The 13,057-nt window shown below is 71.4% G+C and carries 10 protein-coding genes and 2 tRNA genes; 7 read left to right on the forward strand and 5 right to left on the reverse strand.

Annotated features, from left to right (window positions below):
* Nucleotides 1-22: 22 nt before the first annotated feature.
* The 4 genes from GA0070603_RS27070 to GA0070603_RS27085 form a co-directional block, all read right to left on the reverse strand.
* Nucleotides 23-1,207, reverse strand: a complete 1,185-nt coding sequence (locus GA0070603_RS27070) for an ROK family transcriptional regulator (RefSeq protein WP_091319422.1) — start codon at nucleotides 1,205-1,207, stop codon at nucleotides 23-25.
* Nucleotides 1,208-1,314: 107 nt separating this feature from the next.
* Nucleotides 1,315-2,385, reverse strand: coding sequence for a sugar phosphate isomerase/epimerase family protein (locus GA0070603_RS27075; RefSeq protein ID WP_167544591.1), 1,071 nt, complete (start codon nucleotides 2,383-2,385; stop codon nucleotides 1,315-1,317).
* Between the two features lie 87 nt (nucleotides 2,386-2,472).
* Nucleotides 2,473-5,811 (reverse strand): ThuA domain-containing protein, encoded by a 3,339-nt coding sequence (locus GA0070603_RS27080; protein WP_091319429.1) that lies wholly within the window; start codon nucleotides 5,809-5,811, stop codon nucleotides 2,473-2,475.
* A gap of 262 nt (nucleotides 5,812-6,073) precedes the next feature.
* Nucleotides 6,074-6,463, reverse strand: a complete 390-nt coding sequence (locus GA0070603_RS27085) for a hypothetical protein (protein WP_091319432.1) — start codon at nucleotides 6,461-6,463, stop codon at nucleotides 6,074-6,076.
* Nucleotides 6,464-6,737: 274 nt separating this feature from the next.
* Between GA0070603_RS27085 and GA0070603_RS27090 the strand changes: the two genes are divergently transcribed.
* The 7 genes from GA0070603_RS27090 (at nucleotide 6,738) to GA0070603_RS27120 (ending at nucleotide 12,639) form a co-directional block, all read left to right on the forward strand.
* Nucleotides 6,738-6,810 (forward strand) — tRNA-Asn (locus GA0070603_RS27090).
* A 176-nt stretch (nucleotides 6,811-6,986) separates the two neighbouring features.
* Nucleotides 6,987-9,107, forward strand: coding sequence for an MMPL family transporter (locus GA0070603_RS27095; RefSeq protein ID WP_091319436.1), 2,121 nt, complete (start codon nucleotides 6,987-6,989; stop codon nucleotides 9,105-9,107).
* Nucleotides 9,097-10,344, forward strand: a complete 1,248-nt coding sequence (locus GA0070603_RS27100) for an NAD(P)/FAD-dependent oxidoreductase (protein WP_091319440.1) — start codon at nucleotides 9,097-9,099, stop codon at nucleotides 10,342-10,344. The genes GA0070603_RS27095 and GA0070603_RS27100 overlap by 11 nt, the downstream gene beginning before the upstream one ends.
* A 133-nt stretch (nucleotides 10,345-10,477) precedes the next feature.
* A tRNA-Ile gene (locus GA0070603_RS27105) sits at nucleotides 10,478-10,554 on the forward strand.
* Nucleotides 10,555-10,822: 268 nt separating this feature from the next.
* Nucleotides 10,823-11,182: a hypothetical protein gene (locus GA0070603_RS27110; RefSeq protein ID WP_139131938.1), complete on the forward strand. Its 360-nt coding sequence runs from the start codon at nucleotides 10,823-10,825 to the stop codon at nucleotides 11,180-11,182.
* 252 nt (nucleotides 11,183-11,434) lie between these two features.
* Nucleotides 11,435-11,923 carry a hypothetical protein gene (locus tag GA0070603_RS27115; RefSeq protein ID WP_091319448.1) on the forward strand — a complete coding sequence of 163 codons (489 nt, stop codon included), beginning with the start codon at nucleotides 11,435-11,437 and terminating at the stop codon, nucleotides 11,921-11,923.
* Between the two features lie 35 nt (nucleotides 11,924-11,958).
* The gene (locus tag GA0070603_RS27120) at nucleotides 11,959-12,639 is read left to right on the forward strand and encodes a cytidylate kinase family protein (RefSeq protein ID WP_091319451.1); all 681 of its coding nucleotides are present in this window, start codon (nucleotides 11,959-11,961) and stop codon (nucleotides 12,637-12,639) included.
* Between the two features lie 8 nt (nucleotides 12,640-12,647).
* On the opposite strand, the gene GA0070603_RS27125 is transcribed toward GA0070603_RS27120, so the two are convergent.
* Complete coding sequence (locus GA0070603_RS27125; RefSeq protein ID WP_091319455.1) at nucleotides 12,648-13,028, reverse strand: YciI family protein; 381 nt, start codon at nucleotides 13,026-13,028, stop codon at nucleotides 12,648-12,650.
* Nucleotides 13,029-13,057 lie beyond the last annotated feature (29 nt).

The following is a 13,057-nucleotide window of genomic DNA, read 5'->3' on the forward strand; positions in this document are numbered from 1 at the left end:
TCTGTTAACAAGGGGCCCCTCCTTACCTTGCGGCGAAGACCTGGTCGCTGACCAGCCGGGCCGCGCCCACCAGGCCGGCCCGGTCGTCGAGGTCGGACAGGACGATAGGCATGCTGCCGGTGGCCAGCGGGGTCGAGCGCCGGTAGACGACGCCCCGGATCTCGGCCAGCAGCACCGGGCCGATGCCGGGCGCGGCGCCGCCGATGATCACGATGGCCGGGTTGACGAAGCTGACCAGGCCCACCAGCACCTGCCCGAGCCGGCGGGCGGCGTCGCGGACCAGGGTCTGCGCGGCCGGGTCGCCGGCGGTCGCCGCCGCGGCCACGTCGGTCACGGTGAGCGCGCCGGCGGCGGCCAGCCGGTCGGCGAGCGCCGTCGAGCGCCCGCCCCGCGCGGCGGTCACCGCCTCCCGCACCAGAGCGGCATCCCCGCAGTACGCCTCGACGCAGCCGGTGTTGCCGCAGGTGCACAGCGGCCCGTCCTCGGTGAGCTGGAGGTGCCCGATGTCCCCGGCGCCGCTGGCCGCGCCCCGGTAGAGCGCCCCGCCGAGCACCAGGCCGCAGCCCACCGCGTCGCCCAGCTTCACGTAGAGGAAGTCCTCGAACGGCCGGCCGGTGCCGGCGTGCCGCTCACCCAGGGCCATCACGTTGGCGTCGTTGTCCACCTGCACCGGGCAGCCCAGCTCGGCGGCGATGGTGTCGCGTACCGGGAACTGGTGCCAGCCGGGCAGCGCGGGCGGGGAGACCGGGGCGCCGTCGCGGACCGCTACGGGCGCGGGGAGCGCCACCCCGACGCCGGTCAGCCGGGCCAGCCCGGCCTCGGCCCGCAGCTTGCCGAGCAGTTCGACCGCCCGGCCGACCACCGCCTCCGGGCCGAGCCGGACGTCGACCGGCTCGCCGTGCCGGGCGAGCAGGGTCAGCTCGCCGTCGGTGAGCGCGACCTCCAGCCGCCCGCCGCCGACCCGCACCGCGCCGAAGCGCACCTGCCGGCCGACCCGCAGCAGCGAGGAGCGGCGCCCGCCCCGGGACGCGGCCGGCCCGGCGGTCTCCACCAGGCCCTGCGCGGTCAGCCGGTCCGCCTCGGCGGTGAACCGGGCCCGGGGCAGCCCCAGGACGTCGGCCAGTTCGACCCGCGAGCGCGGGCCGTCGTCGCGCAGCAGGCGCAGCAGCCGCGCCTGGTCCGCGTTCTCCGGTCCGACCATCGTCATCACGATCACCTCCCCCCGAATGTGCCACACCGGCGTCACGGCGGTGTGACGCGAGGGGGCCGCACCGGTTTCCGGTGCGGCCCCCTGCGATCGAACTGTCGGGTCGGTCAGCCCCGCAGACCCGACATGTGCTGGTAGCTGATCTCCGCGTAGCGCAGCGACCGGCCCGGGTCGGCGGCGCCACCCGGCGCGTTGTCCTGCTCCCACATCGGGTTGTGGTAACCCTTCGCCCCCATGTTGGCGAAGAAGTTCCCGTAGTCGATGTCGCCCTCGCCGAGCGGCACCATCGCGTAACCGGCCGCACTGGCCGGGTCGTAGGTGCCGTCCTTGGCGTGGAACAGCGGGAACCGGATGGGCTGGGCCGCGACCACGGCCAGCGGGTCGAAGACGCTGGTCTGGGTCACCCCGTCCGGGTCGGTGTAGCTGCGGAACCGGTGCTGGGCCACGTGCGCCCAGTAGATGTCCATCTCGAACCAGACCCACTCCGGGTTGGTCCGCGCGATGAAGTACTCCAGCTTCCGGACGCCGGAGGACCGGGTCGGCCGGCCCAGCGCGTCCAGCGGCCCGCTGTCCAGCAGGAAGTTGTACGCGGCGTCGTGGTTGTGCGTGTACAGCTTCAGGCCCCGGGCCGCGGCCATCTCGCCGAAGGTGTTCCACCGGTCCACGGCGGCGTCCCAGTCGGCCTTGTAGTTGCTGCCGGTCGGGTCGCTGCCGGTGCCGATGTGGGTCATGCCGAGGATCTCGGCGGTGTCCAGCGTCTGCTCGAACGCGGCGATGGTGGCCGGGGTGACAGTGCCCGGGATCGACGCGTGCGAGCCGTTGGCGCGCAGACCGTTGTCGTCGAGGATCTTGCGGATCTCCGCCGGGGTGATCTGCCGGCCGAGGATCGAGGTGTGCTGGGTGTACCCGGCGAACTCGACCTCCTTGTAGCCGATCTCGGCGAGCCGGCCGAGGACCCGCTCGAACCCGAAGGGCACGCCGCTGCCGTCGTCGGCCGCGCCGATCCGGTCCCGGACGCTGTAGAGGATGATGCCCCGCTTGCCGGTCGGGACGAGCAGCCCGTTGCCGGCGAAGGCGGCCGACGGGAGTCCGGCGGCGCCGACGGCGACGGCGCCCGCCGCCCCGGCGATGGTGCCGAGCACCCGGCGACGGCTCATGCCGTGCGATGTGTCGTTCATGTCCTGACTGCCTTTCTGACGGTGCTGGGTGGTGTGGGAGGACGGAAGGCCGGGTGGGGCCGCCCGGGTGGCGGCCCCACCCGGGCGTCACGGGGTGACGCCGATGCCCTGGCCGGTGAACTCGACCCAGTTGAGGTTGCCGAAGCCGCTGGCCGGGCCGCCGGGAACGGTGGTCAGGACCAGGTAGAGCTTGTGCGTCCCGCCGGGGTCGGTGACCGGCACGGTGGTGCTCGTGAAGGCGTTGTTGCCGGAGGTCGCGTTGACCGTGGCCGTGGCCAGCAGCGGGCCGGTGGGGGAGTCCAGCCGGAACTGGACGCCGAACCGGGGCTGCCCGGCGGTGGCGGCGCTGCCCCCGGAGGTCCGCAGCGTCACCGACTGCATGTTCTTCAGGTTCACGGTGTTGTTGATCGCGATCCAGTCGCCGGGGTCGAGGCTGCCGCGCTGCTGCCCGCCCCCGGTGTCGGCGCTGGTGCCGACCGTGGTGCCGGACTCCTCGGTGGCGAACTCGACCTCCTGGCGCTTGGCCTGGATGATCTGCTGGTCCACGGTGGTCAGCGCCGGCTGGCCGTTGGCGCCCTTGTCCGTGTACGACGCGCTGACCACGCCGTAGATGTAGCCGCCGTGCGAGGCGTCGTCGGCGTCCGTGGGCAGCACCCCCGAGCAGCCGAACTGGTTGGCCTCACCGTGCCCGTGGCTGTCGTGGCCGAGCACGAAGGTCACCTCGACCTTGGCGCAGTCGACAGGCCCGTCCTCCGGGTCGGTGACGGTGACCGTCCACGGGATGTCGTCGCCCCAGCTGAAGAAGCCGCCTTCGAGCGGGGTGGTGACCGTGACTGTCGGCGCGGTGTTGCCGACCGTGATCGTGGTGTTCGCCGACGCGGTCTTGCCGCTGGAGTCGGTCACCGTGAGCCGGGCGGTGTAGACGCCGTTGGTGGTGTAGGTGAACGACGGGTTCGGGTCGATCGAGTCGGTGGTGCCGTTGCCGTCGAAGTCCCAGGCGAACGAGATGGAGTCCGCCGGGTCCGGGTCCTTCGAGCCGTCGCTGGAGAAGGCGACGGTCAGCGGCGCCCGACCGTTCGTCGGGGTGGCGTTCAGCACGGCGGTCGGCGCCCGCAGGCCCTTGACGTAGCTGAACTTGAGCATCGCCGCGTCCGGGTTGACGTTGAAGAACCCGTCGCCGTACGTCAGCAGGTAGAAGTTGCCGTCCGCGCCCCAGCGCATGTCCATGGGGTTGTCGCAGAGGAACGGCTTCGCGGGCGTGGTGGGCGCCTGCCCGCAGTTCAGCACATTGTTGATCTTCAGGATGTCGCCCTGGTCGTCCAGCCGGATCTCCTTGAGGGTGTCCCGGGTGAACTCACCGAAGAAGATCGCGCCGTCGTAGTACTCGGGGAACTTCGTCTCCGACCTCAGCTCCGGGTCGAAGTCGTACTTCGCCGCTCCGTGCGGGCCGACGCCGCCCGTGCCCAGCTCCGGGAAGAGCACCGGGCAGGTCTGCGTGGGAGTCGACAGGTAGGACTCCGGGCAGGGCGTCGGGGCCTGGAACGAGTACCACAGCTCTGACTTCTCCACCCGGGGCAGGTCGGTCAGGCCGGTGTTGTGCCGCGAGGTGTTCTTCGGGGCGGCGCAGTCGAACGGCGCCACCGGGGAGATCGGGGTGGTGGTCCAGTTCATCTCGATGTACGGCAGGTTCGGCTGCACGCACATCGGCCAGCCGTAGTTCGCCGGCTTGTCGACGACCATCATCCGGCCGGTGCCGGCGGGACCGCGGCCCACCTGGGCGACCGAGGAGTCCGGCGAGTAGTCGGTGATGTAGGCGACGTCGTTCTTGTCGAGGGTGATCCGGAACGGGTTCCGGAAGCCCATGGCGTAGATCTCCGGCCGGGTCTTGTCGGTCCCGGCCGGGAACAGGTTCCCCGCCGGAACGGTGTACGACCCGTCCGCGCCGACGGTGATCCGCAGGATCTTGCCGCGCAGGTCGTTGGTGTTGGCCGAGCTGCGCCGGGCGTCGACGAACGGGGCCTGGTAGACGCCGGTGGCGCTGACCGAGTCGTTGTGCGGCGAGAAGCCGCCGGACCCGCCGCCGCCGGCCGGGGTGTCGTCCCCGGTGACCAGCCAGAGGTTGTTCTCCGAGTCGAACGCGATGTCACCGGCCACGTGGCAGCAGGCGCCCCGGTCCACCGGCACCTGGAGGATCTTCTGCTCGGTGCTCAGGTCCAGCGACGGCGTCTCCCCGTCGACGAACTTGAAGCGGGAGAGCTGGAAGTAGCCCTTCCACACGTCCCAGGCGTTCGGGTCGGTGCTGGTCGTGGGCGCGCTGCCCGTGGGGGTGTCCAGCGGGGGCGCGTAGTACAGGTAGACCCACCTGTTGGTGGCGAAGTCCCGGTCCACCGCGGGGCCGTACATCCCGTCCTCGCTGTTGGTGTAGACGGGGATCTGGGCCAGCACGGTGGTCTGGTTGGTCTCCGGGTTGTGCAGCCGTACGCCGCCGCGCCGGTCGGTCTGGAGCACCCGGCCGTCGGGGAGCACGTCGAAGCCGATCGGCTCGTTGACGTTGGGCTGCGCCCCGACCACCGTCATCTGGTAGTTGGCCAGCACGGTCGCGCCGCAGTCGCCGTCGGTGACGCCGGCCGCCCACTGGATCGCCCCGCCGAGGTGGGCCCGCAGGTCGGCGCTGTCGTAGCTCTCCGGGGTCGCGCCGAGTCCGGTGTAGAACGAGCGGCCGCCCTGGTAGTCCTTGCACCAGGTGACCGGGTGGTCGAAGCCCATGCTGCCGCCGGTGTACGTCTTCTCGTCCACCGTGGCCAGCACGTGGGAGACGCCCCGGACGTTGGCCGCGAAGTTGTACCACCGGTCGGTGGTGGACCAGCGCTGCGGCAGCGTCTCCGACGCCGGGTGGACCCGGTCGGCGACGGTGACGGTCGCCCGGCTCGCGGCGGTCGGCGCGCCGGTGGCCCGGGTGCCGAGCACGTTGGTGAGGAACGACCAGTCCGGCTCGGCCTCGATGGCGGAGTGGACGCCCACGAAGCCCCCGCCGTCGCGGTAGTACGCCTCGAAGGCGGCCTGCTGGGCGTCGTCGAGCACGTCGCCGGCGGTGTTCAGGAACACCACGGCGCGGAACTGCTTCAGGTGGGCCTGGTCGAACTTGCGCGGGTCGTTGGTGACCTCGACGGTGAAGCGGCGCTCCTGACCCAGTTTCTGAACCGCCTGCACGCCGGCCGCGGTGGCGGCGTTGTTGCCGGTGGCCGACCTGGTGAAGACGAGCACCTTGTACTGGATGCCGTTGCTGACGGGTGCGGGGGCGGTGAGCACCGGCGCGGCCTGCGCCGGGGTCGGGGCACGCTCCGCCGTCGCGACGAGCGACGCGGCGACGAGAGTGAGCAGGCTGAGATGGGTGGCGGCCCTGCGGCCGAACGGTCTTCTGCGCATCGAACCTCGCTCTGGTCGGGCGGGTCCGCCTCAGCGCCGGGACGAGGCTGAGGAGGTCGCTGGGAGGTGACGAGAGCCTGGCCAGGTTCTACGCGAGACGATATTTGCGCCCGGGACCAAAGAGAAGAGGTAGAAGCCAAAAGTTTTCGATGAACCACTCAGACTTTTGTTCAGGATGAGCAAAAGTAGGAGCGGGGTCTCGTTCGGACAGACGAGAGCGGGCCGGTCGCCCGATGGCGACCGGCCCGCTGCCCGGTTGGCGTCAGAGGTTGTTGCTCGTGCCGGACGACCTGGTGCTCGTGCCGGAGGTCGACGTGCTGGTCGAGCTCGTGCCGGTCGAGCCGGACTTGGCGCCGACGGCGGCCGGCGTGCCGGCGAACGGCTTGTCGGCGTCGGTCAGCCCCTGCTTGCTGCCGTTGCCGGTGGCGGTGCCCAGCTTCTCACCGAGCTTGGTCTGCCCCAGCTTGTCCTTGCCCTCGGAGTAGAGCCGGGTCGCCTGGGCCTGCGCGACTCCCGCCGCCTCCTGGACGGTCGGGTGGTCGAGCACCTTGCGGCCCCGGACCACCAACTCCTCGTACTTCTCCCGGCCGGCACGGGCGCCCAGGACGAATCCCGCAGCCAGCCCGCCAAGAAACATGATCTTTCCGCGCATGGCGGCTCCTTCCGTACCTGACGCGCCGCCGATCCCGGCCCGGTGGCCCCGGGCGGGAGCGACCTTCTCGCGCCTGCGTCCTCTGTCGTCCGCTAACTACCCATCCTGCTCTCCGCTCATACCTGCCTGTGCCGAGATGGCGATTTGTCCGATATTCTTGGGTCTCGGTCGGGTGGGGGACGTGGGGTAACCCCCTGGCGCACCACCCCCCGATGTCCTGTACTCTTGTCCCCGTCGCACGGCGCGGAGAGATCCGCAGCCGGGTGACCTACGGTCCCCCGTAGCTCAATTGGCAGAGCAGCCGGCTGTTAACCGGCAGGTTTTTGGTTCGAGTCCAAACGGGGGAGCTCCGCTCCACACGACGCCCGTCGGCCCAGGCCGGCGGGCGTTTCGCGTTGCCGGCGCCCGCGCCCCTCGACAGCCGGTTTCCGCCCGTGACGCCACTTCGCCCGGCAGGATGGTCGATGTCGACTTAGACTCCCGCTGCGTCGATTACTGCGTCGATTCAAGGGTGGACGGACACATGGCCGGAGGGCGGGGCCGCTGGACCGCGACGGTGATCGCGGTGGTCGTGGTGCTGAGCTGGCTGGTCGTCGGCGGCGTCGCCGGGCCCTACGCCGGCAAGCTCGGCGACGTCGCCACGAACGACAACGCCTCCTTCCTGCCCGCCGACGCCGAGGCCACCCGCGCGCAGGACCTCGCCGCCGGCTTCGTGGACCGGGAGACCACCCCCGCGCTCGTCGTCTACGAGCGCACCTCCGGCATCACCCCCGCCGACCAGCAGCGGGTCCAGGCCGACACGGCCCGCTTCGCGGAGCTGCCCGGCGTGGTCGGCCCGCTGCCACCGCCGATCGTCAGCGAGGACCGGCAGGCCGTGCAGGTGGTCGTCCCGATCGACGCGGCCGAGGGCGAACAGATCGGCGCGGTGGTCGACCAACTGCGGGAGATCGCCGGCGCCGACCGGGACGGGCTCACCGTCGACGTGGCCGGCCCGGCCGGCCTGCTCGCCGACCTCATCGAGGTCTTCACCGCCATCGACGGGCCGCTGCTGCTGGTCACCCTCGTCGTGGTGCTCGTCATCCTGCTGATCGTCTACCGCAGCCCGGTGCTCTGGGTCTTCCCGCTGCTCGCCGCCGGGATGTCGTACTCGCTGGCCGCGCTCTTCGTCTACCTCCTCGCGAAGAACGACGTCATCAAGCTCAACGGGCAGGCCCAGGGCATCCTCACCGTCCTCGTCTTCGGCGCCGGCACCGACTACGCGCTGCTGCTCATCGCCCGCTACCGGGAGGAACTGCACCGGCACGAGCGGCCCTGGGACGCCATGCGGGCCGCGTGGAAGGGCGCCGCCCCGGCGATCATCGCCTCCGGCGCCACCGTCATCGTCAGCCTGCTCTGCCTGCTGCTGTCCAGCCTCAACTCCAACCGGGCGCTCGGCCCGGTGAGCGCCGTCGGCATCGCCGCCACCCTGCTCGTGATGCTCACCTTCCTCCCCGCCCTGCTGCTGCTCGGCGGGCGGTGGGCGTTCTGGCCCCGGCGGCCCCGGTACGACCACGCCGACCCGCGGACCGAACACGGCATCTGGGGGCGGATCGCGGGGTTCGTGGCCCGCCGCGCCCGTACCGTCTGGATCGTCACGGCGGTGGTCCTGGCCGCGCTCGCCCTCGGGGTGACCCAGCTCGGCGCCACCACCCTCGGCCAGTCCGACCTGTTCACCCAGCGCACCGACTCGGTGGCCGGCCAGGAGGTGATCGCCCGCCACTACCCGGCCGGTACCGGCAGCCCGGCCACCATCTTCACCAACCAGGCCACCGCACAGCAGGTCGCCCAGGTGGCGCAGGGCGTACGCGGGGTGTCCTCGGTGCGCCCGTTCAGCCGGCAGGGGCCGGCCGGGCCGCCCGAGGTGGTCGACGGGCGGGTGCAGTTGCAGGCCACCCTCGCCGACCCACCGGACAGCAACGGCGCCGAACGCGCCATCCGCGAGCTGCGCGTCGCGGTCCACCGGGTGCCCGGCGCCGACGCGGTGGTCGGCGGCTTCACCGCCATCAACGTGGACACCGCCGACGCCTCCACCCGGGACCGCAACGTCATCATCCCGGTGGTGCTGCTGGTCATCGCGGTCATCCTGGCCGTGCTGCTGCGGGCCCTGCTCGCCCCCGTGCTGCTGATCGCCACCGTGGTGCTGTCGTTCCTGGCGACGCTCGGCCTGTGCGCGCTGATCTTCAAGTACCTCCTCGACTTCCCCGGCGTCGACCAGTCGTTCCCGCTGTTCGCGTTCGTCTTCCTGGTCGCCCTCGGCATCGACTACAACATCTTCCTGATGAGTCGGGTCCGCGAGGAGTCGGTCCGGCGCGGCACCCGGGCCGGCGTGCTCACCGGCCTGGCGGTCACCGGCGGCGTGATCACCTCCGCCGGCATCGTGCTCGCCGCCACCTTCTCCGCGCTCGCCGTACTGCCCCTGGTGGTACTCGTCGAGCTGGGCGTGGCGGTCGCCGCCGGCGTGCTGCTCGACACCATCGTGGTGCGCTCGCTGCTGGTGCCCGCGCTCGCGTACGACATCGGGCCGACAGTCTGGTGGCCCGGCCGGCTGTCCCGGACCAACCGGGACGGCGACCGGGCCGGCACGGAGGTGGCCGATGCCCACTGACACCGACGTGGTCATCGTCGGCGGCGGCCTGGCCGGCCTCGCCGCCGCCCGCCGGCTCCACCGTGCCGGCGTGCCCTGGCGGCTCGTCGAGGCCGCCGACCGGCTCGGCGGCCGGGTCGCCACCGACGAGGTCGACGGCTACCTTCTGGATCGCGGCTTCCAGGTGCTCAACACGGCGTACCCGCGGCTCGCCGGCCTCGTCGACCTCGGCGCCCTCGACCTCGGCCGGTTCACGTCCGGCGTGCTGGTCCGCCGCGGCGACCGGCTGGACCGCCTCGTCAACCCGCTGCGCGACCCCGCCGGCGCGCCCGGCACCCTGACCGCGGGCGTCGGATCGCTTGTCGACCGGCTCCGCTTCGCCGCACTCGCCACCGGCTGCGCCACCCTGCCCGTGGGCCGGCTGCTCAACGCCCCCGAGACCACCACCGAGACGGCGCTGCGCCGGGCCGGCCTCTCCGCCGCGTTCATCGAGGAACTGCTCCGGCCGTTCCTCTCCGGCGTCGTGCTCGACCGCGAGCTGGCCACCTCCAGCCACGTGCTGGCCGTCCTCCTGCGCGCCTTCGTCCGCGGCCGGATCGGCCTGCCCGCCCGCGGCATGGCCGCGCTGCCCGCCGCCGTCGCCGGCCCGCTGCCCGCCGAACTGATCGACCTGGACAGCCCGGTCGCCGAGGTCGCGCCGGGCCGGGTCCGCACCCCCGCCGGCGACATCACCTGCCGCGCCGTCGTGGTCGCCGTGGACCCGCCGGCCGCGGCCACCCTGCTGCCGCGGCTCCAGCGGGTACGCATGCACAGCTACACGACCTACTACCACAGCACCGACACCCCACCGCTGGCCGAGCCGATCCTGCTCCTCGACGGGGAACGGCGGGAACTCGTCGCCAACACGGTGGTGGTCAGCAACGCGGCACCCACGTACGCGCCGGCCGGCAGGCACCTCGTCGCCACCTCGGTGGTCGGCCCGCAGCCCCCGCCCGAGCCGCTGATCCGCCGCGAGCTGGACCGCCTCTACGGCCGCTCCACCGCCGACTGGACCCACCTCACCACCGTGTCGGTGCCCGAAGCGCTGCCCGCCGCGCCGCCGCCACAGGGCCGGCTCCGCAAGCCGGTCGCGCTCGGCGAAGGACTCTTCGTGGCCGGCGACCACCGCGACAGCCCGTCCATCCAGGGCGCCCTCGCCAGCGGCTGGCGGGCCGCCGGCGCGGTGCTGGCCGAACTGCGCCGCACCGGCGCGATGTGACCACCGGCGCGACGGAGCGATCCGCTGCGCGCTGTTATTCTCGCGTTGCCCATCGTGCCGGCCAGATCATCAACCCGGCCCGACGGGTGATGGCCGGTGATCCGTCGAGCGGGTTACGATCCGGCGCGGTAGCGGGGCGGTAGCTCAGCGGGTTAGAGCAGGGGACTCATAATCCCTCGGTCGCGGGTTCGAGTCCCGCCCGCCCCACCAGCCGTTTTTCCTGGTCAACGATGCTTGGGTCGACCCGGACGAACCGCATCGCCGTGTGCCGTGGTTCGTGCGGCGTCAGGCCGTCGAGCCCGGTCGACTCCGCAGCCCGATCGAAGACGCGGCGACGGAAGTTGTTGATGCGCAACACCTCGCCGGCCGAGGAACGTGCACTTCAGCTCAAGTTCTCTGTTGCCAGGTGACTCAGCGCCTGGTCGAAGCCAACGGCCAGTGCCTATTGGACCGGTCGAACGACGCCTAACATGAGCCGATGATCGAGCAAAGTCAGCGACGCGTTCCTGTGCCGGTCGCCGCCGCCTCCGTGATTCTGCTCGTGGCGGCCGCGCTCTCGGCGTCGATGATGTTTGCGAGTGGTCCATCCATCGCCATCGGGTTGATAGGGGTGCTTCTTCTCCTGGCGTTGGCGTACGGCCTGTGGCGTGGTAGCGGCCGGGCCCGATTTTGGACAACAGTTATCTCGACCGCCAGCGTTGTGTACGGCGTCGTCGCGATCACCAAGGCTGAGGCTCTAGGGCTACTGCAGATCGTTGGTGCATCAGTCATCGTTGGCCTGTTGCTGGTGCCGGCATCGTCTCGGCGGTGGTTTCACGACCTGCCGGCGGAGGAGTAGCGCCGACCTTCAGTTGAGCGTGGGGTCCGCGAGCAGCGTCGCAGCGACCGCGACGCAGAGGCCGAGCCGTCGTACCGTCAACGCCGCGTCCCATCCAACGGCACGCTGTGCCTGGACCTCCTGGACGGGATCGACTACCGGCCTGCCCTGATGCAGTTCGGCTCGACGCTCGATGGCGGCCCGCCGGAAGCCGTGTCGGGAAATCGCCAATGATGTGAGTCGATCAAATGGTCGGCCGTAGGTTGCGTGGGCATGAGACTGAAACTCGCCCTTGCCGTCGCGATCGCGGCGCTGGCGTCCGTCATCGTCCTTCCGGCCGCCGCCCAGGCCGCACCGGACAGCCTGGCCTGCGCTGCCGCGGGCAGCTACAGCCGCGTCGTCGGCGGCACGCCGACCACCTTCTGGCTGGTCGGCTCGGTCAGCACCTATCGGTACTGGCACGTCGTCGACGCCACCTCCGACAGCTACCAGCGCAGCTACGTGGTGCGGTGCAGCGGCGAAACCATCGTCACCGCTACGGATCTGGCCGTGACCGCCACCGGCGGGGACCGCTGCGGCAGCACCTCCACCACCCCGTACCAGTACGTCGGCGCCCGGACCGGCCTTGAGCCGAACCCGAGCTGGCCAGGGTTCTACCTGGAGTACGAGTACCACTACTGGCACGTGAAGCGCTGGGTGTGGTCCGGATCCTTCGGGTACTGGACCTACGACCACTCGGAACTCGCCCGCTGCCTGATCTGACACGGGACCTTCGGGCGACCAGGACGGGGCAGGACATGGACCGGGGCTCCCGCGACGAGTTGCTCGGCCGCCTGGCTGAGGCGGTTTGCTCCGTCAGGGTCGTACACCCGACGCGAGTTGCCGTCGACGGACCGCCCGCCGCCGGCAAGACCACTCTCGCCGACGAGCTGGCCGCCGTCCTGCGCGGGCGGGGCCGCGATGTCATCCGCGCGACGATCGACGATTTCCTCTTCCCCCGTGCGCAGCGCTATCCGCGCGGCGAGTACTCGGCCGAAGGCTGCTACTTCGACACCCACGACCACGGCGCGCTGAACCGGGTTCTGCTGGATCCGCTCGGCCCGGGCGGAGACCGACGCTTGCAGCACGCGGTCTACGACCGCACCGCGGATTCTGTGCTGTCCCCGCCGGTCACGACCGCCCCCGCCGACGCCGTGCTGGTCTTCGACGGCGTCTTTCTCCTGCGCCCGGAACTGGTTGACCGGTGGGAGCTGCGCATCTTCGTGTCGACCGCCCTCGAGACGACCGTGGACCGTGCCGTGATCCGGGAGCGCCGGGTGTCATCCCGGGCCGAGGTCGAACGGCGCTGGCGCCGGCGTTACATCCCGTCCCAACAGTTCTACTTCGCGACGGTCCGCCCGGCCGATCACGCCGACATCGTCGTGCACAACGACGAGCCCCAGCAGCCGATCTGGGAGGACCGCACCGGAACACACTGACCGCCGGGCTACCTCTCCCCGGAACCGTTACGCCCGGTCTGCCCGGGACCGCGGAACCGGTGGACCTCCTGCGGCCAGCCGAGCACGGTCGCGAGCCTGCCGGCCCAGTGTCGCGCCGCCGCGTCGTCGGGCACGTCCACGACGACGAAGCCGCCGAGGTGCTCCTTGGTCTCGACGTAGGGGCCGTCGGTGAAGACCGGCCTGCCGTCAACCGGCTCGACACTGCACACCGTGGTGGACCGGTCGAGCCCGCCGTTGGTGAAGATGAGGACGCCGTCGGCCTGCATCTCCTCGATCACGGTCCGGGCGGCCATGCTCTTCTCACGCAGTTCCTCCGCCGTGTGGTCGGGCACCCACTCATCGTTGAAGGTGATCAGGTACTCCGTCATGGTCGTCTCCTCTCAGCGCACACTCGTTC

It is taken from the genome of Micromonospora chersina (assembly GCF_900091475.1).
Lineage (GTDB): Bacteria > Actinomycetota > Actinomycetes > Mycobacteriales > Micromonosporaceae > Micromonospora > Micromonospora chersina.